The sequence below is a fragment of the Aquabacterium sp. genome (assembly GCF_044226965.1).
Classification (GTDB): Bacteria; Pseudomonadota; Gammaproteobacteria; order Burkholderiales; family Burkholderiaceae_C; genus Pseudaquabacterium.
This window is the reverse complement of the sequence record NZ_JBGAGA010000061.1, coordinates 1-16,927: the sequence shown is the minus strand read 5'-3', so window position 1 is coordinate 16,927 and position 16,927 is coordinate 1. Positions and strand designations below refer to the sequence as shown.

14 protein-coding genes are annotated in these 16,927 nt (G+C 72.1%); 10 read left to right on the top strand and 4 right to left on the bottom strand.

The annotated features are described in order from the left end of the window. The first annotated feature begins 6 nt into the window (after positions 1 to 6). Positions 7 to 1,545 (top strand): tripartite tricarboxylate transporter permease, encoded by a 1,539-nt coding sequence (locus tag ACILR4_RS21900; RefSeq protein WP_395703004.1) that lies wholly within the window; start codon positions 7 to 9, stop codon positions 1,543 to 1,545. Here the strand turns inward: ACILR4_RS21900 and ACILR4_RS21895 are convergent. From ACILR4_RS21895 to ACILR4_RS21885, 3 genes are all read right to left on the bottom strand, one after another. After that, positions 1,529 to 2,947, bottom strand: coding sequence for a sensor histidine kinase (locus ACILR4_RS21895; RefSeq protein ID WP_395703003.1), 1,419 nt, complete (start codon positions 2,945 to 2,947; stop codon positions 1,529 to 1,531). The genes ACILR4_RS21900 and ACILR4_RS21895 overlap by 17 nt on opposite strands. A 58-nt stretch (positions 2,948 to 3,005) precedes the next feature. Beyond that, a complete protein-coding gene (locus ACILR4_RS21890; protein WP_395703002.1) occupies positions 3,006 to 3,686 on the bottom strand; it encodes a response regulator in 681 nt (226 codons plus the stop codon). A 76-nt stretch (positions 3,687 to 3,762) separates the two neighbouring features. Then, positions 3,763 to 3,927, bottom strand: a complete 165-nt coding sequence (locus ACILR4_RS21885; RefSeq protein WP_395703001.1) for a hypothetical protein — start codon at positions 3,925 to 3,927, stop codon at positions 3,763 to 3,765. A gap of 233 nt (positions 3,928 to 4,160) precedes the next feature. Between ACILR4_RS21885 and ACILR4_RS21880 the strand changes: the two genes are divergently transcribed. From ACILR4_RS21880 to ACILR4_RS21870, 3 genes are read left to right on the top strand one after another with little or no spacing between them, the layout of a single operon-like run. Continuing rightward, a complete protein-coding gene (locus ACILR4_RS21880) occupies positions 4,161 to 5,351 on the top strand; it encodes an ATP-binding protein (RefSeq protein ID WP_395703000.1) in 1,191 nt (396 codons plus the stop codon). Further along, positions 5,348 to 6,547: an ATP-binding protein gene (locus ACILR4_RS21875; RefSeq protein ID WP_395702999.1), complete on the top strand. Its 1,200-nt coding sequence runs from the start codon at positions 5,348 to 5,350 to the stop codon at positions 6,545 to 6,547. The genes ACILR4_RS21880 and ACILR4_RS21875 overlap by 4 nt, the downstream gene beginning before the upstream one ends. Then, positions 6,544 to 7,242, top strand: coding sequence for a response regulator transcription factor (locus ACILR4_RS21870; protein ID WP_395702998.1), 699 nt, complete (start codon positions 6,544 to 6,546; stop codon positions 7,240 to 7,242). The genes ACILR4_RS21875 and ACILR4_RS21870 overlap by 4 nt, the downstream gene beginning before the upstream one ends. A gap of 10 nt (positions 7,243 to 7,252) precedes the next feature. Here the strand turns inward: ACILR4_RS21870 and ACILR4_RS21865 are convergent, their stop codons facing one another. Then, entirely contained in the window at positions 7,253 to 8,851 is a 1,599-nt protein-coding gene (locus ACILR4_RS21865; RefSeq protein ID WP_395702997.1) for a methyl-accepting chemotaxis protein, read from the bottom strand. 257 nt (positions 8,852 to 9,108) lie between these two features. Here ACILR4_RS21865 and ACILR4_RS21860 point away from each other — a divergent pair, with 257 nt between their 5' ends. From ACILR4_RS21860 to ACILR4_RS21835, 6 genes are all read left to right on the top strand, one after another. Beyond that, positions 9,109 to 9,561, top strand: a complete 453-nt coding sequence (locus tag ACILR4_RS21860; protein ID WP_395702996.1) for a response regulator — start codon at positions 9,109 to 9,111, stop codon at positions 9,559 to 9,561. Positions 9,562 to 9,579: 18 nt separating this feature from the next. Further along, a complete protein-coding gene (locus ACILR4_RS21855; protein ID WP_395702995.1) occupies positions 9,580 to 10,731 on the top strand; it encodes an ATP-binding protein in 1,152 nt (383 codons plus the stop codon). After that, positions 10,731 to 13,292, top strand: a complete 2,562-nt coding sequence (locus tag ACILR4_RS21850; protein ID WP_395702994.1) for a TonB-dependent receptor — start codon at positions 10,731 to 10,733, stop codon at positions 13,290 to 13,292. Before ACILR4_RS21855 ends, ACILR4_RS21850 begins: the two co-directional genes overlap by 1 nt. Next, entirely contained in the window at positions 13,289 to 16,225 is a 2,937-nt protein-coding gene (locus tag ACILR4_RS21845; protein WP_395702993.1) for an ATP-binding protein, read from the top strand. The genes ACILR4_RS21850 and ACILR4_RS21845 overlap by 4 nt, the downstream gene beginning before the upstream one ends. A 32-nt stretch (positions 16,226 to 16,257) precedes the next feature. Then, the gene (locus ACILR4_RS21840; RefSeq protein ID WP_395702992.1) at positions 16,258 to 16,734 is read left to right on the top strand and encodes a MarR family winged helix-turn-helix transcriptional regulator; all 477 of its coding nucleotides are present in this window, start codon (positions 16,258 to 16,260) and stop codon (positions 16,732 to 16,734) included. Next, positions 16,728 to 16,927, top strand: a 200-nt coding sequence (locus ACILR4_RS21835) for an efflux RND transporter permease subunit (RefSeq protein WP_395702991.1), incomplete at its 3' end; no start/stop codon positions are given. The genes ACILR4_RS21840 and ACILR4_RS21835, both read left to right, overlap by 7 nt.

Genomic DNA, 16,927 nt, shown 5'->3' with positions numbered 1-16,927 from the left:
CCACCGATGGACGTCCTGCACAACCTCGCGTTCGGCTTCGAACACGCCCTGACGCTGCAGAACCTGTTGTTCTGCGCCATCGGCTGCACCGTGGGCACGCTGGTGGGCCTGCTGCCCGGCCTGGGGCCGCTGGCCACCATCAGCCTGCTGCTGCCGCTGACCTACTCCATCCCCACCGGCGGCGCGCTGATCATGCTGGCCGGCATCTACTACGGTGCCCAGTACGGCGACAGCGTCAGCGCGATCACGATGAAGATCCCGCATGCCAGCTCGATCGTCGCCTGCATCGACGGCTACGCGATGACGCTGAAGGGCAAGACCGGCCTCGCGCTGTTCACCGCCGGCGTCTCCAGCTTCATCGGCGGCACGGTGGCCATCATCGTGCTGGCCTGGCTGGCCCCGCAGCTCGGCGAAGTGGCCTTCCTGTTCGGCCCGGCCGACTACTGCGCGCTGATGCTGGTGGGCTTCGTGTGCGTGAGCTTCGTCACCACCGGCAGCCTGCTCAATGGCCTGGCGATGTGCCTGGTGGGCGTGCTGCTGGGCCAGATCGGCACCGACGTGAACAGCGGCATGCCGCGCTACACCTTCGACCTGCCGTTCCTGGCCGATGGCGTGGGCCTGGTCAGCGTGGCACTGGGCTGCTTCGGCATTGCCGAGATCACCAAGAACCTGGACGAGAAGGAAGAGCGCTCGCCGTTCAACGGCAAGATCAAGCTGATGCCGACCTGGCCCGAGTTCAAGCGCATCATCCCGAGCGCCTTGCGCGGCAGCGCGATCGGCTCCTTCCTGGGCATCCTGCCCGGCGGCGGCCCGGTCATCGCGCAGTTCGCGGCCTACGCCGTGGACAAGAAGTTCAGCAAGTACAAGGACGAGATCGGCACCGGCGCGATCGAAGGCGTGGCCGGCCAGGCCGCCGCCGACGAGGCCGCCGCGCGCACCAGCTTCATCCCGCTGATGAGCATCGGCATTCCCGAGAACGCGGTGATGGCGCTGATGATGGCCGCCTTCATCATCAAGGGCATCCAGCCGGGTCCGAACATGATCGCCGGCCACCCCGACCTGTTCTGGGGCCTGGTGGCCAGCATGTGGGTCGGCAACGTGTTCCTGCTGGTGCTCAACGTGCCGCTGGTGCGCTACTGGCTGTCGGTGTTCAAGATCCCGTACAACGTGCTGTTCCCGGCGATCCTGTTCTTCTGCTGCATCGGCACCTACAGCGTCAACAACAACCTCGACGACGTGTTCATCACCGCGGCCTTCGGCCTCGGCGGCTACATGTTCATGCGCCTGGGGCTGGACGCCGCGCCGCTGATGCTGGGCTTCATCCTCGGCCCGATGCTGGAAGAGAACTTCCGCCGCGCGATGCTGCTGAGCCGCGGCCACTTCGATGCCTTCGTCACGCGGCCGATCAGCGGCACGCTGATCGGGCTGATCGTGCTGTTCGTCGCCTGGCAGATCATCGCCTTCGTGCTGAAGGCGCGCCGTTCGGGCGGCAACAAGCCGGCCGCCGAGCCGCTGGTGGCCGAACAGCTCACGGGCGGGAAGTAGGCGCCGAAGCCAGCGCCGGAAAGCGCACCCGGGCCAGCAGCCCGCGCCCGCCCTCGCCGGCCTCGAGCGTTGCCTCGCCGCCGTGCAGGCGGGCGATGTCGCGCACGATGGCCAGGCCAAGGCCGCTGCCGGTGCCCTCGGCCGACTGGCCGCGCCGGAAGCGCGTCCAGACCGCCTCGCGCTCGGCCGGCGTCAGGCCGGGGCCGTCGTCCTCGACGCTCAATTCGGCGGCATCGCCGACCGGCCGCGTGCGGATCGTGATGCGCGCCCCGCGGCCGGCATGCTCGATCGCGTTGTGCACCAGATTGCCCAGCAGCTCGCCCAGCAGCAGCGAATGGCCTTCGATCCAGGCCGGCTGCAGGTCGAAGCCCAGGTCCTGGCCGGCCTCCAGCGACGGCGGCAGCCAGCGGTCCGCGGTCTCTGCGGCCAGCCGCGCCAGGTCCAGCGGCTGCGGGCGCTGGGTGGGGTCCAGTGCGGCACCTTCGGCCCGCGCCAGCGCCAGCAGCTGCTGCGCCAGGCGCGCGCCACGTTCGGCCGCGGCATGCAGGCGCTCGAGCGCGGGCTGCAGCGCTTCCGGGTGCGGCATCGCCAGCAGCTGCGCAGCCTCGACCCGCAGCACCGCCAGGGGCGTGCGCAGCTGGTGCGCGGCATCGGCCACGAAATGGCGCTGCGCGTCGGCCGCGTCGCGCAGGCGCGCCAGCAGCCGGTTCAGCGCGTGCACGAAGCCCAGCACCTCGCGCGGCACGCCGCGCGCGTCGATCGGCTCCAGCCGCTTGGGCGTCAGGCTTTCGACCTCGGCCGCCGCGCTGTTCAAGGGCCGCAGCGTGCGGTTCACCGCCAGCATGGCCAGCAGCACCAGCGGCAGCGCGAGCGAGAGCGCGCCGATCAGCGCCGCCAGCAGCGCCGCACGCTCGGCCGCGCCGCGCTTGCCCAGCGTTTCGGCCACCATGATCGTGCAGACCTGCGCGCCGCCCTCGCCGCAGCCGGCGCCATAGGCCGCCACGCGCACCGGCTTGCCCTCGAGCCAGCCCTCGAAGAAATGCCACTCGCCGACCTCCACGCGCGGCGCCAGGGCCAGCAGCGTGTCGTGGCCGCCCAGCAGGCGGCCCTGCGGGTCGCCCACCGCGAACACCGTCTCGTCGACCAGGTCGGCCCGCAGCGCACGCGCGGTCTGCTCGCTGATGGGCAGGCTGATGTGGTCGCCACGGCTGTCGATGATCTGCGCCAGCGCCACCGCGGTGTCGGTCAGCGCACGGTCCAGCGCGTCCAGCGCCGGGCGCAAGGCCAGGCCGTAGACCAGCGCGGCCGTCAGCGGGATCAGCGCAATCAGCGGCAGCAGCAGCCACACCAGCAGCACGCGGCGCAGGCTGGGCTGCGACGCGCGCGGGCCGGCCTGGCTCACTGGACTGCCCTGCGCACTCCGTGCTCCGGGATGCGCGCTTGGGAGCGGCCCGGCGCGCTCATGCCGCGGCGGCTGGCGCCGGTTCGAGCCGGTAGCCCAGGCCGCGCACGGTGCGCAGCCGCACGCCGCCGGGTTCGATCTTGGCGCGCAGGCGCGAGATCAGCAGCTCGATCGCGTTGTCGGAGGTGGCGGCGTCCCAGCCCGGCACCAGCGCCGCGAGCTGGTCGCGCAAGACGACCTGGCCGGTCTTGAGCATCAGGTACTGCAGCACGATGCATTCACGCGCCGAGAGGTGGATCGGCTGCTCGCCGATGTGGGCACGGCGCGCGGCCGCGTCGTAGCGCAGCGCGGCCAGCACCAGCGTCTCGCTGCGGCGCAGCTCGTGGCGGCGCACCAGCGCCCGCAGCCGCGCCAGCAGCTCGCTCAGCGCGAAGGGCTTGGCCAGGTAGTCGTCGGCGCCATGCTCGAGGCCCAGCACGCGGTCGTCCACGCCATCGCGCGCGGTCAGCATCAGCACCGGCAGGAACGAGCCCTGCTCGCGCACGCGGCGCAGGGTTTCCAGGCCGTCGATGCCGGGCAGGCCGATGTCCAGCACCAGCACGTCGTAGGCATCCTGGCGCAGCGAGGCGGGCACCGGCTCGCCGCGCGCGCTGACATCGGCACGCCAACCTTGGGCCCGCATCGCCGTGGCCAGCGATTCGGCCAGTTGGGCATCGTCTTCGACTAGCAGGATGTGCATGGGCCAGGGCGCTCGAACCGGAAGTGGTCCGATCGTAACGCCCGGGCATGCCGGCAGGCGCCGGCAGCGACAGGAATCAGACGGGCAGCGCGAAGGCCAGCGCTGCGCAGATCGCCACCAGCGCCAGCGCGGTGGCAAAGCGGTACTCGTGCCCGGCCGGCGCGGCCTCGGGCAGGGTGTGCTGCTGCGGCAGGCGCTGCAGCAGCTCGGGCGACAGGTGGATCAGCGACACAGGGCTCATGGCTAGCTCCCGAACGACGCGGCACCGCAAGCTGGAGCGCACGCGCCGCACCACTGCATCTTCGGCAGATTTCGCCGCCAGGCTTGTGATCTGCGACACGTTCGCGGCGTGAAGATGCACCGGGGTGCCGAAGGTCATGGCCCGCCCGGCGCGAAGAGAGGTCACCCACACCGGGCGCCGGCTGCGGCACACTTGATGGCCCGGCGCACAGCGCCGGCTGCCGAAAGCCTATCGTGCCGACCGAACCCGCCGTGCCCGCCGACGAGACCATCCTGGTCGTCGATGACGTGCCGGCGAACCTGGAACTGGTGGCCGGCCACCTGGAGCAGCACGGCTTCCGCGTCGTGGTCGCCCAGGGCGGCGACGAGGCCCTTGCGCGCGCGCTGCTGGTGCGGCCGGCGCTGGTGCTGCTGGACGTGATGATGCCCGGCATCGACGGCTTCGAGACCTGCCGCCGGCTGAAGACCCAGCCAGCGCTGCGCGACGTGCCGGTGCTGTTCATGAGCGCCCGCGCGGACACGGGCAACAAGCTCAGCGGCTTCGAGGCCGGCGCGGTGGACTACGTGACCAAGCCGGTGGACAGCGCGGAGCTGCTGGCGCGGGTGCGCACCCACCTCGCGCTGGCCGCGCTGCAGCGCCAGCTGGCGGCCCAGAACCGGCTGCTGCAGCAGGAGATCCAGGCCCGCGAGCGCGCCCAGGCGGCGCTGCAGCGCTCGAACGCCGAGCTCGAGCAGCTGGCCTACGCGGCCTCGCACGACATGCAGGAGCCGCTGCGCATGATCGCCAGCTACCTGCAGCTGGTGGAACGGCGCTATGCCGATCGGCTGGACGACGACGGGCGCGAATTCATCGGCTACGCGGTGGACGGCGCCAAGCGCATGCAGGCGCTGATCAACGACATGCTGGCCTACTCGCGCGTGGGCACCAAGGGCCATCCGCCCGTGCCGGTGGAGTCCGCGAAGGTGGTCAAGACCGCCCTGTCGAACCTGCAGCTGGCCATCGAGGAGAGCCATGCGCAGATCGAATGCGGCGCGCTGCCCTGCGTGATGGGCGACGCAGGCCAGCTGGTGCAACTGGTGCAGAACCTGCTGTCCAACGCCATCAAGTTCCGCGGCACGCAGCCGCCGCGCGTGCGCATCGGCTGCGAGGCCGATGGCGAGAACTGGCGCTTCGAGGTGCAGGACAACGGCATCGGCATTGCGCCCGACTATGCTGAGCGCATCTTCGTGATGTTCCAGCGCCTGCATCCGCGCAGCGCCTACCCCGGCACCGGCATCGGCCTGGCACTGTGCAAGCGCATCGTCGAGCGCCATGGCGGCCGGCTGTGGGTGGAACCGGCGCCGGCCGGCGGCTCGACCTTCAAGTTCACGCTGCCGCGCGTGCCGGCGCCCGAGGCCGAGTCCGCAGCCGAGGCGGGACGATGAGCGGCGAAGCCCGGACCACGCTGCTGCTGATCGAAGACAACGCGCCCGACGCACGGCTGCTGGCGCTGCAGCTGCAGGAGGCGGCCGCCTACGGCCTGCAGGCGCAGCTGTGCCACGCCGCCAGCCTGGCCGAAGGCATCGAGCGCCTGCGCGCCGGTGGCATCGACGTGGTTCTGCTCGACCTCGGCCTGCCCGAAAGCCGGGGCCTGGAGACCGTGCAGCGCCTGTGCACCGGCGTGCCGCGGCTGCCGCCGCTGGTGGTGCTGAGCGGGCTGAACGACGAGGACGTGGCGATCCAGGCGCTGCAGGCCGGGGCCCAGGACTACCTGGTGAAGGGCCGCTTCGAGCCCGGCGCGCTGGCGCGCACCATCCGCTACGCGATCGGCCGCCACCAGGCCGAGCAGGTGCTGAAGAACGAGCTCGAGCGCCGGCGCGAGCTGGCCCACGAGCGCGCGATCCGGGAGCGCGCCGAAGGCGAGTCCGACAAGCTGCGCCGCCTGCTCGACGAGCGCGAGCAGCTGCTGCGCCTGCTCGCGCACGAGGTGCGCCAGCCGCTGCACAACGCCGCCGCGGCGCTGCAGACGGCGCTGGACGCGATCGGCAGCTCCAGCGGCGCGCTGCCCGCGGCGGCCGGCCTGCCGATGGCCCATGCGCAGCAGGTGCTGACCCAGGTGATCGGCACGCTGAACAACGCGCTGGCCGCCGCGCTGCTGCTCAGCAGCGGCGAGCCCGGCAGTGCCACCGATGCCGACCTGGACATGCTGGTCGGGCTGGTGCTGGGCGACATCGGCCCCGAGGACCGACCGCGCATTGCGGTGGACATGACCACCGGCCTGCGCACCGCGCAGCTGCAGCCGATGTTGATGCGCCTGGCGCTGTGCAACCTGGTGGTGAACGCGTTGCGCTACTCGCCGCCCGGCACGCCGGTGCGGCTGCGCCTGACCGATGTCGACGATCCGCCCACGCTGTGCTTCGAGGTGGCCGACCAGGGCCACGGCATCGCGCCGGAACTGCTGCCGCGGGTGTTCGACCGTGGCACGCGCGGCCCCGACACGCGCCCCGGCACCGGCGCCGGCCTGGGGCTGTACATCGTGCACCAGGTGGCCCGTATGCACCGCGGCAGCGTGACCATCGAGGCCAACACCCCGCACGGTACGATCGTGCGCATGTGCATTCCGCAAGGCATCGAAGCGTGAGCGAGGGCAGCCTACCAACCCGGCTGGCGATCGTCGACGACGACCGCGACCATGCCGCCTACCTGGCGCAGCACCTGCAGCAGCGCGGGGTCGAGGTCACGGTGTTCCACGACAGCGACGAGTTCCTCACCTCGCCCAGCGCCTTCGACTTCGACTTCTACGTCATCGACCTGATGCTGCCCGGTGTCGACGGGGTCGACCTGATCCGGCTGATCCGTCGCCGCGGCAATGCCGGCATCGTGGTGGTCTCCGGCCGCATGGATGCCGACGTGTTCGAGTCGGTCATGCGCACCGGCGCCGACATGCACCTGATGAAGCCGGTGCGCATGGAGCAGGTGACGCTGGCGATCGAGGCGGTGCAGCGCCGCATCGAGGCCGGCCGCGCGCAGGCCGGCGCCTGGCGGCTGGACCGCAAGGCGCGCCAGCTGATCGCGCCCGAGGGCACGCGCATCGACCTCAGCGACAACAACCTCGCGGTGATCGAATGCTTCGTGGCCGCCCAGGGCGCGACCGTCACGCACGCGCTGCTGTGCGAGCGCCTGGGCCGCGACCCCAGGCAGGAAGCCGACAACCTGCTGCACGCGGCCATCTACCGGCTGCGCCAGCGCATCGAACGGGCCACGCCGGCCAGCGTGCCGCTGCAGGTGGAGCCGCGGGTGGGCTACGTGTTCCGCGGCACGCTGACGGCGGTGTAGCCCGCCGGGCTCATACCGCCTGCAGGCGGAACTGGCCGATCACCTGCGTCAGGCCCTGGGCCTGCTGGCGCAGGCTCTCGGCAGCGGCGGCGCTCTCCTCCACCAGCGCGGCGTTCTGCTGCGTGCCATGCTCGAGCGAGCCGACCGCCTGGTTCACCTGCACGATGCCGCCGCTCTGCTCGGTGGTGGCCGCGTCGATCTCGCCGATCAGCTGCGTCACCCGGCCCACCTGGCGCACGATCTCGGCCATCGTTTCCCCGGCCTGGTCGACCAGCTGGCTGCCGCCCTGCACGCGCTCGACCGAATCGCCGATCAGCGTCTTGATCTCGCGCGCGGCCTGCGCGCTGCGCTGCGCCAGCGTGCGCACCTCCCCGGCCACGACCGCGAAGCCGCGGCCCTGCTCGCCCGCGCGCGCGGCCTCCACCGCCGCATTCAGCGCCAGGATGTTGGTCTGGAAGGCAATGCCGTCGATCACGCCGATGATGTCGGCAATGCGCGCGCTGGCTTCGCTGATCTGCTTCATCGTCAGCACCACGTCCTGCACCACCGCACCGCCGCGCCCGGCCACCGCGGCCGCCTCGCCGGCCAGCTGGTTGGCCTGGCGCGCATGGTCGGCGCTGGCGCGCACGGTGTCGGTCATCTGCTGCATCGACGCCGCCGTCTGCTGCAGCGCGCTGGCCTGCTGCTCGGTGCGCGACGAGAGATCGGCATTGCCGCTGGCGATCTGGGTCGACGCGGTGGCGATGCACTCGGCGCTGTGGCGGACCTGGCCGATCAAGCCGACCAGGTTGTGCTGCATCGCCGCCATCGACGCCAGCACCGAGCCGCTGCCGGCCGACTCGGCGCCGGGCACCGGTCGCAGGTCGCCGGCGGCGACGCGCTGCGCCGCCTCGCCCAGCTCGGCCGGCTCGGCGCCCAGCGCGCGCACCAGGCGGCGGGTGATCAGCCAGCCCAGCAGCACCGCGGCGGCGCAGGCCAGCGCACAGGCCCCGATCAGCAGCCACCGGTTGCGGGCATAGGCGGCCTCGGCGGCCGCCACGTCCTGGCGGGCCTGCTCGCGGCTGTAGTCGATCAGCTCGCCGGCGGCCTTGCGCAGCGCCTCGAGCAGGGGGCGGCACTGGCTGTTCATCAGCGCAATGGCGGCCTCGCGCTCGCCCCGCAGCGCCAGCGCGGCAATGCGCTGGGCCACCGGGCCGTAGTCGCCCTCCACCTTCTCCAGCGCGGCCAGCAGTTCCAGCTCGCGCGGGGTGGTGTCGCGGGCGGCGCGCACCCGGCGGCCCAGTTCGGCCAGTGAATCGCCCAGCTGCTGGTGCAGCGCGGCGAGCGTCTGGCTCTCGGTGGTGCGCTCGCCGGCCTGGTCCAGCAGCACCAGGTTGCGCACCGCCAGCGCGCGCTGGAAGGCCTTGACCCGCACGTCGATCGCCAGTTGCTCCTGCTGCAGCGACTCGTGCACGAAGAAGGCAAAGGCCTCGTTCGACTGCCGCAGCGCCGTCAGGCTCAGCAGCGAGACCGCCACCACCAGCACCAGCAACACGCCGAAGGCCAGGCCCAGCTGCAGCCGCACCGTCATCGGTCGCCGCGCACGATCCGCATGGTTCACCCTGCTCATCAGATCTCTCCTTCCGCCACCCGGGCAGCCAATCGACCGCGCACCTCGTGCCCGGTGTGTGGCGGTCGCGGCGCACACCGGGTGTCGGAACCAGTCATGGCCGACCGAACTAATATCGGTTGAATCAGATCTGATCGCAAAATAGAATTGCGGTGAGAAAATATCTCTGTTTGGTCATGTCCTCCGTCCATGCCCTCAGGACCAGCGACGCGTCGTACAGTCGCTACGAGGCGTTACCGTCGCCGCGAAGGGCTGAGATGACTGGAAGCGACAACCTGCGGGCCATCGAGATCCTGATGGTCGAGGACAACCCCGGCGACGTGCGCCTGACGCGCGAGGCGCTCAAGGACGGCCGGATCTGGAACCGCCTGCATGTGGTGGAAGACGGCATCGCCGCGCTGGACTTCCTGTACCGCCGCGCCCCCTACGAACAGGCGCCGCGGCCCGACGTGATCCTGCTGGACCTGAACCTGCCCCGCATGGACGGGCGCGAGGTGCTCTCGGTCATCAAGACCGACGCCAGCCTGCGCATCATCCCGGTGGTGGTGCTGACCACCTCGCAGGCCGAGGAAGACGTGCTGCGCGCCTACAACCTGAACGCGAACTGCTATGTCACCAAGCCGGTGGACCTGGAGCAGTTCTTCCGCATCGTGCGGGCGATCGAGAACTTCTGGCTGACGGTGGTGCGCCTGCCGTCGCCGCCGGTCTGAAACCCCAAGGAGCGAGCCATGAGCGAGCCTCTGCGTGTGCTGCTGATCGAGGACAACCCGGGCGATGCGCGCCTGCTGGCCGAGATGCTGGCGGAGCTGGGCACGCAAGGGCTGGACTGCGACCTGGCCTGGACCGACACGCTGGCCGCCGGCGAACGGCAGCTGGGTCGCGCCGGGGTGGACGTGGTGCTGCTCGACCTGGGGCTGCCGGACAGCAGCGGCCTGCGCTCGCTGCAGCGCCTGCTGGCCCACGGGCCGGGCCAGCAGCCTGCGCTGCTGGTGCTCAGCGGCCTGGGCGGCGACGAACTCGAGCGGCAGGCGCTCGAAGCCGGCGCGCAGGACTACCTGGTGAAGGGCGAGATCGACGCGCCCGGGCTGGCCCGCGCGATCCGCCATGCCCTCGGCCGCGCCCGTGCCCGGCCGGCCGGCGCCGACGCGTCCACGCCGGCGCTGCCGGCCGCCACCGCGGCGCCCGCCCCGCCGGGCCGCAACGGCTTCCTGGCCGGCATCAGCCACGAGCTGCGCACGCCGCTCAACGGCATCCTCGGCTTCGCGAGCATCCTGCTGGAAGATGACACGCTGTCGGACCGCCAGAGGCGCCAGATCTCGATGATCCACCGCAGCGGCGAACACCTGCAGACGCTGATCAACGACATCCTCGACATGGCCAAGGCCGAGGCCGGCCGCCTCGAGCTGAACCCCCGGCCCTTCGAGGTGGAGACGCTGGTCGCGGTGGTGGAGGCGATCGCGCGCCTGAAGGCCGCGCAGAAGCCGGACCTCGCGCTGCAGGTGGAGATTGCCCCCGGCCTGCCGAAGCGCCTGTTCGGCGACGAGCAGCGCCTGCGCCAGGTGCTGCTGAACCTGATGGACAACGCGGTGAAGTTCACCGAGAGCGGCCATGTCCGCCTGCACCTGGGCCCGGCCGGCCGCACCCGCGTGGCCTGCGAGGTCGAGGACACCGGCGTCGGCCTGAGCGATGCGCAGCGCGAGCGCCTGTTCCAGCCCTATGCCCAGGTCGGCGACCGCGCGCAGCGCTGCCAGGGCACCGGACTCGGGCTGTTCATCTCGCGCCAGCTGGTGCGGCTGATGGGGGGCGAGCTGCGCGTCGCGCCGCGCGAAGGCGGCGGCAACCGGTTCGCATTCGAGGTCGACCTGGCCCCGGTGGCGTGATGGGCGCCGCCACCCGCCGCCTGCTGGTGCTGTCTGCGCTGGCACCGGCGCTGCCGGCCTGGGCCGACGAGCCGAGCGCCGGCAGCGTGGTGATCATCGGCCAGCGCGAGAGCCTGCGCGCCGGGCTGGCGCTGAAGCGCCAGCGCGACGAGGTCAGCGACGCGGTGCTGGCCGACGAGATCGGCAAGCTGCCCGACATCAACCTCGGCGAGGCGCTGCAACGCGTGACCGGCGTGCAGGCCGCGCGCGACCGCGGCGAAGGCGCCGGCCTCACGGTGCGCGGCCTCACGCAGGTGCAGGCCACCCTGAACGGCCGCGAGATCTTCACCGCCGGCAGCGGCCGCGTGCTGGACTTCTCCGACCTGCCCTCCGAAATGGTCGCCGCGCTGACCGTATTCAAGAGCGCCTCGGCCGAGCAGATCGAGGGCGGCATCGGCGGGCTGGTGGACCTGCGCACGCGGCTGCCCTTCGACTTCGGCCCGGGCGGCGCCACCGTGTTCTCGCTGCGGGCGCTGCATGGCGACCTGGTCGGCCGCAGCGAGGGCCAGGCCTCGGTGCTGCTGAGCCGGCGCCTGCAGCTCGACGGCGGCGGCCGCTTCGGCTGGCTGGCCAACGTCTCGCTGCAGGACCGCGCCTTCCGCGAAGACCAGAAAGCCACCGGCACGCCGCAGCTGCGCACCGACCTGCTGCCGGGCCAGAGCGTCAGCGCCCCCAGTTCGACCAGCGAGACCAGCAGCGTCGGCGTGCGCCGGCGCAGCGCCGCCTCGCTGATCCTGCAATGGCGGCCCACCGAGGCCTGGGAGCTGCGCGCCGAAGCCCACGCGGCCGAGTTCCGCACCCGGCAGGACTCGCAGCAGATCAATGTCTCGTCCAGTCCCCGCGCCGAGCCCGGGAGCGTGCAGCTGTTCGACGGCACGAGCGACGTGCGCCACGTCACCTGGCTCGATGCGCCGGTCTCGGTGCTGAGCTTCGCGCGCGACACGGTCGACCGCAGCCGCCAGTTCGCGCTGAACGCGCAGTGGCGCGGCGACGCCTGGCGCTGGAGCGCCGACTGGAGCCACACCCACAGCTTCAACAGCCTGTACTTCAGCGGCCCGTTCTTCGGCGGCCGCGTGGCCCGCTTCACGCAGGACCTGGGCGGCCCGGTGCCGGCCACCACCATCGGCGGCACCGACCTGCTGGACCCGAACAACCTGCGCTACACCGGCCTGGCCTACCGCACGCGGGTGTTCGATGGCCAGCTCGATGCCGCCCGCGTGGACACCGAATGGCGGCCGGCCGGCGGCTGGTGGCAGCGCCTGAGCGCTGGGTTGCGCAGCGCGCGGCGCGCCGCCGGCAACGCGCCCGGCCTGATCTTCGCCGACGTCTCGCTGAACGGCCCGAGCATGGGCGCCACGCCCGCGCTGGTGCAGCCCAACCCCTACGACGATTTCCTGCCCGGCAGCGTGAGCATCGGCCGCTACCTGACCGGCCGGCTCGACGACGCGCGCGATGCACAGGCCCTGCGCGAGGCCTTCGGCATCACCGCACCGGTGCCCGTCAGCGCCAGCCCGCTGACGCTCTGGACCATCCGCGAGCGCAGCGACGCGGCCTACCTGATGGCCCGCTTCGACGCCGCCCCGGTCGACGGCCAGCTCGGCCTGCGCGCCGTGTCGACCCGCACCGCCGTCTCCGGCTGGCGCTCGGTGCCGGCCAGCGGCGGCATCGAGCCGCTGGCCATCGATCACCGCGACACCGACTGGCTGCCGAGCCTGAACCTGCGCTGGACCCTGCAGCCCGACCTGCTGGCGCGGCTGGCCCTGTCGAAGACACTGACGCGGCCGAACTTCGACCAGCTCTCGCCTTCGCTGACCCTGCTGCGCAACCCGGTCACGCCGTCGCTGAACCAGGGCGCCGCCGGCAACCCCGAGCTGCAGCCGGTGCGCGCGAAGAACCTCGACCTGGCCCTCGAGCGCTATGTCGGCTCGGCCAGCGCGGTGCACGCCACCGCCTTCCTGAAGCTGGTGGACGGCTTCCCGGCGATCTTCAGCGCCACCGAAACCTACGACGGCGAAAGCTACCTCGTCAGCCGGCCGCGCAACAGCGGCACCGCCCGCATCCAGGGCCTGGAGCTGGGCGGCCAGCACCAGTTCGACCAGCTGCCCGGCGCCTGGCGCGGCCTGGGGCTGCAGGCCAACTTCACCTGGCTCGACAGCCGCACCGACGACCGCCTGCTCGGCGCCCGCGTGCCGCTGCAGAACCTGTCGCGCCGCAGTGCCAACGTGATCGGGCTGTACGAACTGGGGCCCTGGTCGGCGCGGCTGGCGTGGAACTGGCGCAGCCGCTTCCTGAGCGGCGCCACCAGCGTGGTCGGCCTGGGCGTGCTGCCCAGCTACACCGACGGCTACGGCTGGCTCGATGCCTCGGCCGCCTGGCAGGTCAACCCGCGCCTGCGCCTGGCCCTGGAGGGCAGCAACCTGCTGCGCACGCGCCGGGACGCTTACTTTGGCGTGCAGACGCGGCCACAGTCCAGCTGGCTCAACGATCGCCAGCTCGGCGCCCGGCTGGTGATGCAGCTGTGACCACCCGCCTGGCCACCGGACTGGCGCGGTGCGTGGCGGCAGCCTGCGTGCTGCTGCTGGCCACCGCCGCGCAGGCCGGCCTGCTCGAGGACTGGCGCAGCGAGGCCGACCGCGTGCGCCTGCTGGCCGAGAACGACGTGCCGCGCGCCCTGGCGGAGGCCCAGCGCCTGCGCACGGCCCTGCCGCCCGATGCCACGCCGGCAGACCGTGCGCGCGCGCTCAACGTGCTGGCCCGCGCCGAAACCTACATGGGCCTGACCGAGATGGCGGCCCAGCACATCGAAGAAGCCTTCGCGCTGGCCCAGGCCAACGGCGACCGCATCGGCCAGGCCGAGGCCGACCTGTCGGGCTCGCTGAACGCCATCAACCGCGGCCGCCTCGACGACCTGGTGAAGTCCACCCAGCGCAGCGTCGTCAGCCTCGAAGGCGTCGACCGGCCCGAGCTGCTGGCCGAGGCGATGCTGCGGCTGGCGGTGATGTACCGGCGCTTCGAGCAGCTGGACGAGTGCGTGGCCGTGGCGCTGCAGACCTTGGAGATCGCGCGGCGCTCGCAGCATCCGCTGGCGCTGGTCTATGCCCACCAGGCGATGGCCATGGCCTTCGGCCAGACCGCCGACGACCAGCGCAGTTACGACAACAACGCCCAGGTGCGCGAGTACGCGCGCCGCGTGCCCACCCGCATGGTCGAGGCCTTCGCGGTGGCCGGCATGGCCGGGCATGCGCTGAAGATCGGTCAGACCGAGCGGGCCGAGCAGCTGGCGCGCGAGGCGCTGAAGATCCACCGTGAGGTCGGCGCGCCCTTCGCCATCGCCTTCGGCCTGTACGGCCTGGCCGACGTGTTGGCGGCGCAGGGCCGGCGAGCGGAAGCGCTGGCCGCGCTGGACGAGTCGCAGACCATCTTCGAGCGTTACCCGAACCGCATCGGCCAATGGTTCGCGCTGAACGGGCGCAGCGCCAACTACCAGGCGCTGGGCGACATGGCCCGCGCGCGCGAAGACGCGCTGCGTGCCTACGGGCTGGCCAAGAGCCTGGGCCACCCGGTGTACCTGAGCGGCAGCGCCACGCGCCTGGCGGCCATTGCCGCCGCCGCCGGCGACCACAAGCGCGCCTACGAGCTGAGCACCGAAGCCAGCGAGATGACCGCCAAGGCCGCACGCGACAAATCCGCTTCGCGCATGCTGCAGCTGACGCAGCGCTACGAGAGCGAGAGCAAGCAGCGCGCGATCGACGAACTGACGCGGCAGAGCGAGCGGCAGCAGGCCCAGCAGCGCTGGCTGTGGACCCTGCTGGCCGCCGTGGGCCTGCTGCTGTTGGGTGCCGCGCTGCACGTGCACCGCACGCGCCAGGCGCACCGGCAGTTGCAGGGGCTGAACCTGCAGCTGCAGCAATCGGAGAACGCGGTGCGCGCGCTCAACAGCGAACTCGAGCAGCGCGTCGCCCAGCGCACCGCCGCCCTGCGCCAGCAGGCGCGCTACCTGCGCACGCTGATCGACATGCTGCCGATGTGGGCCTGGTTCAAGGACACCGGCAGCCGCTACCTGGTGACCAACCGCGCCCACGCCGAGGCCCATCGACGCGAGGTCGACCAGATCCTCGGCCGCACCGATGCCGAACTCGACGCCCCCGCCGCGGCCCAGGCCTCGCTGGCCGACGATGCCGAGGTGATGGCCTCCGGCCAGCGCAAGACGGTGGAGCAGGCGATCGAGACCGAGCACGGCACGCAGTGGATGGAGATCTTCAAGGCACCGGTCAGCGACGAGGACGGCACCCTGCTGGGCACCGTGGGCGTGGCCCGCAACATCAGCGCGCACAAGGCGGCCGAGGCCGCGCGCGAAGCCGCGCTGGCCGAGGCCGAGCGCCTGGCCCGGCTGCGCAGCGACTTCCTGGCGCAGATGAGCCACGAGCTGCGCACGCCGCTGAACGGCATCCTCGGCTTCGCCGACCTGCTGCTGGCCGACGCCGCCGGCGACGAGCGCCAGGAGCGCTGCCTGAAGATCATCCAGAACAGCGGCCAGCACCTGCTGAACCTGATCAACGACCTGCTGGACATGTCGCGCATCGACGCCGGCCGGCTCGAGCTGCACCCCACCCCGGTGCGCCTGGCCGACTACCTGCACAGCGTGGCCGACATCGTGGCCGTCAAGGCCGAGCGCAAGGGCCTGCAGTTCGAGGTGCAGCTCGGCGAAGGCCTGCCCGCCGCGGTGCGCGTGGACGACCTGCGGCTGCGCCAGGTGCTGCTGAACCTGGTGGCCAACGCGGTGAAGTTCTGCGACAGCGGGCGCGTCACGCTGCGCGTGCGCCGCGCCGCCGCGGCAGCGGGCAGTGCGGCCTCGCCCACCCAGCCGGTGCGCCTGGTGTTCGAGGTGGAGGACACCGGCATCGGCATGACTTCGGCCCAGCTGGCCAGGCTGTTCCAGCCCTTCGAGCAGATGGCCGACAGCCCGCGCCGCCAGGGCGGTGCCGGGCTGGGCCTGGCCATCAGCCGCCAGCTGGTGCGTCTGATGGGCTCGGACATCCAGGTCGAGAGCCTGCCCGGCAGCGGCAGCCGCTTCTGGTTCGAGCTGGAGCTGCCGCAGGCCGAAGTCGCGGCAGGTGCGGCCGACGCAGCCCCCGGCGCCGCGGCTGCCGAGGCAGCCACGCCCGCGGCGCAGGCCGCGCCGATGCCCGATGGGCCTGGCGGCCCCGAAGCCTGGCCGGTGCCGCCGCTGGCCGCCCTGCGCGAGCTGCAGCGCCTGGCCCACGAGGGCGACATGCGGCGGCTGCGCGACCGATCGCTGAAGCTGCAGCAGACCGAACCGAGCTTCGCGGCGTTCGCCGAGCACCTGCAAGCACTGGCGCGCGAATTCCGCTCGCAGGCGCTGAGCGCCTTCATCGATTTCCACGCGGCGCGCGCCGAGGCGCATGCCGAGCAGCGTGCCGAGATCCGGAATTAGAATCACCTGATATCAATTCCGCACCCGGGCCGATGGACCCCCAGCACACCGAAGAAGCGTTGCGCGGCCTCGGCTTCCTGATCCGCGATGTCTCACGCCTGAGTGCGCGCAACTTCGAGCGCCACGCGGTCGAACTGGGCCTCACGCACGCGCAGTGCCGGGCGCTGTGCTACGTGCAGCGCTACGAAGGGGCCTCGCAGGCGCGGCTGGCCGAGTGCAGCGACACCGACCCGATGACACTGGGCCGGGTGTTGCAGCGCCTGGAGGCCGAGGGCTACATCGCGCGCCGCCCGCATCCGAACGACGGCCGCGCCCGTTGCCTGGTGCTGCGGCCCAAGGCGCAACCGGTGCTCGAGCGGATCTGGCAGCTGGCCGATGCCGCACAGGCCGACGCGCTGGCCGGCCTGTCGACGGCCGAGCGCACGCAGCTGGTGCTGCTGCTCAGCCGGCTGCGCGGCAACCTCGAGGCCGCCGTCTGCGGCCTGCCCGCCGGAGAAGCTGCATGCTGATCGGTGTCGTCCGGGTCGCGCTGAAGAAGCCCTACACCTTCGTCGTGCTGGCCCTGCTGCTGCTGCTCATCGGCCCGCTCGCGGCGCTGCGCATGCCCACCGACATCTTCCCGGAGATCCGCATCCCGGTGATCGCGGTGGCCTGGCAGTACACCGGCCTGCCGCCGGACCAGATGGCCGGGCGCATCTCGAC

Coding starts and splice junctions, on each gene's coding strand:
- ACILR4_RS21900 (WP_395703004.1), top strand. CDS start 7: ATGGACGTCCTGCACAACCTCGCGTTCGGCTTCGAACACGCCCTGACG.
- ACILR4_RS21885 (WP_395703001.1), bottom strand. CDS start 3,927: ATGAGCCCTGTGTCGCTGATCCACCTGTCGCCCGAGCTGCTGCAGCGC.
- ACILR4_RS21850 (WP_395702994.1), top strand. CDS start 10,731: ATGGGCGCCGCCACCCGCCGCCTGCTGGTGCTGTCTGCGCTGGCACCG.
- ACILR4_RS21865 (WP_395702997.1), bottom strand. CDS start 8,851: ATGAGCAGGGTGAACCATGCGGATCGTGCGCGGCGACCGATGACGGTG.
- ACILR4_RS21890 (WP_395703002.1), bottom strand. CDS start 3,686: ATGCACATCCTGCTAGTCGAAGACGATGCCCAACTGGCCGAATCGCTG.
- ACILR4_RS21855 (WP_395702995.1), top strand. CDS start 9,580: ATGAGCGAGCCTCTGCGTGTGCTGCTGATCGAGGACAACCCGGGCGAT.
- ACILR4_RS21840 (WP_395702992.1), top strand. CDS start 16,258: ATGGACCCCCAGCACACCGAAGAAGCGTTGCGCGGCCTCGGCTTCCTG.
- ACILR4_RS21875 (WP_395702999.1), top strand. CDS start 5,348: ATGAGCGGCGAAGCCCGGACCACGCTGCTGCTGATCGAAGACAACGCG.
- ACILR4_RS21860 (WP_395702996.1), top strand. CDS start 9,109: ATGACTGGAAGCGACAACCTGCGGGCCATCGAGATCCTGATGGTCGAG.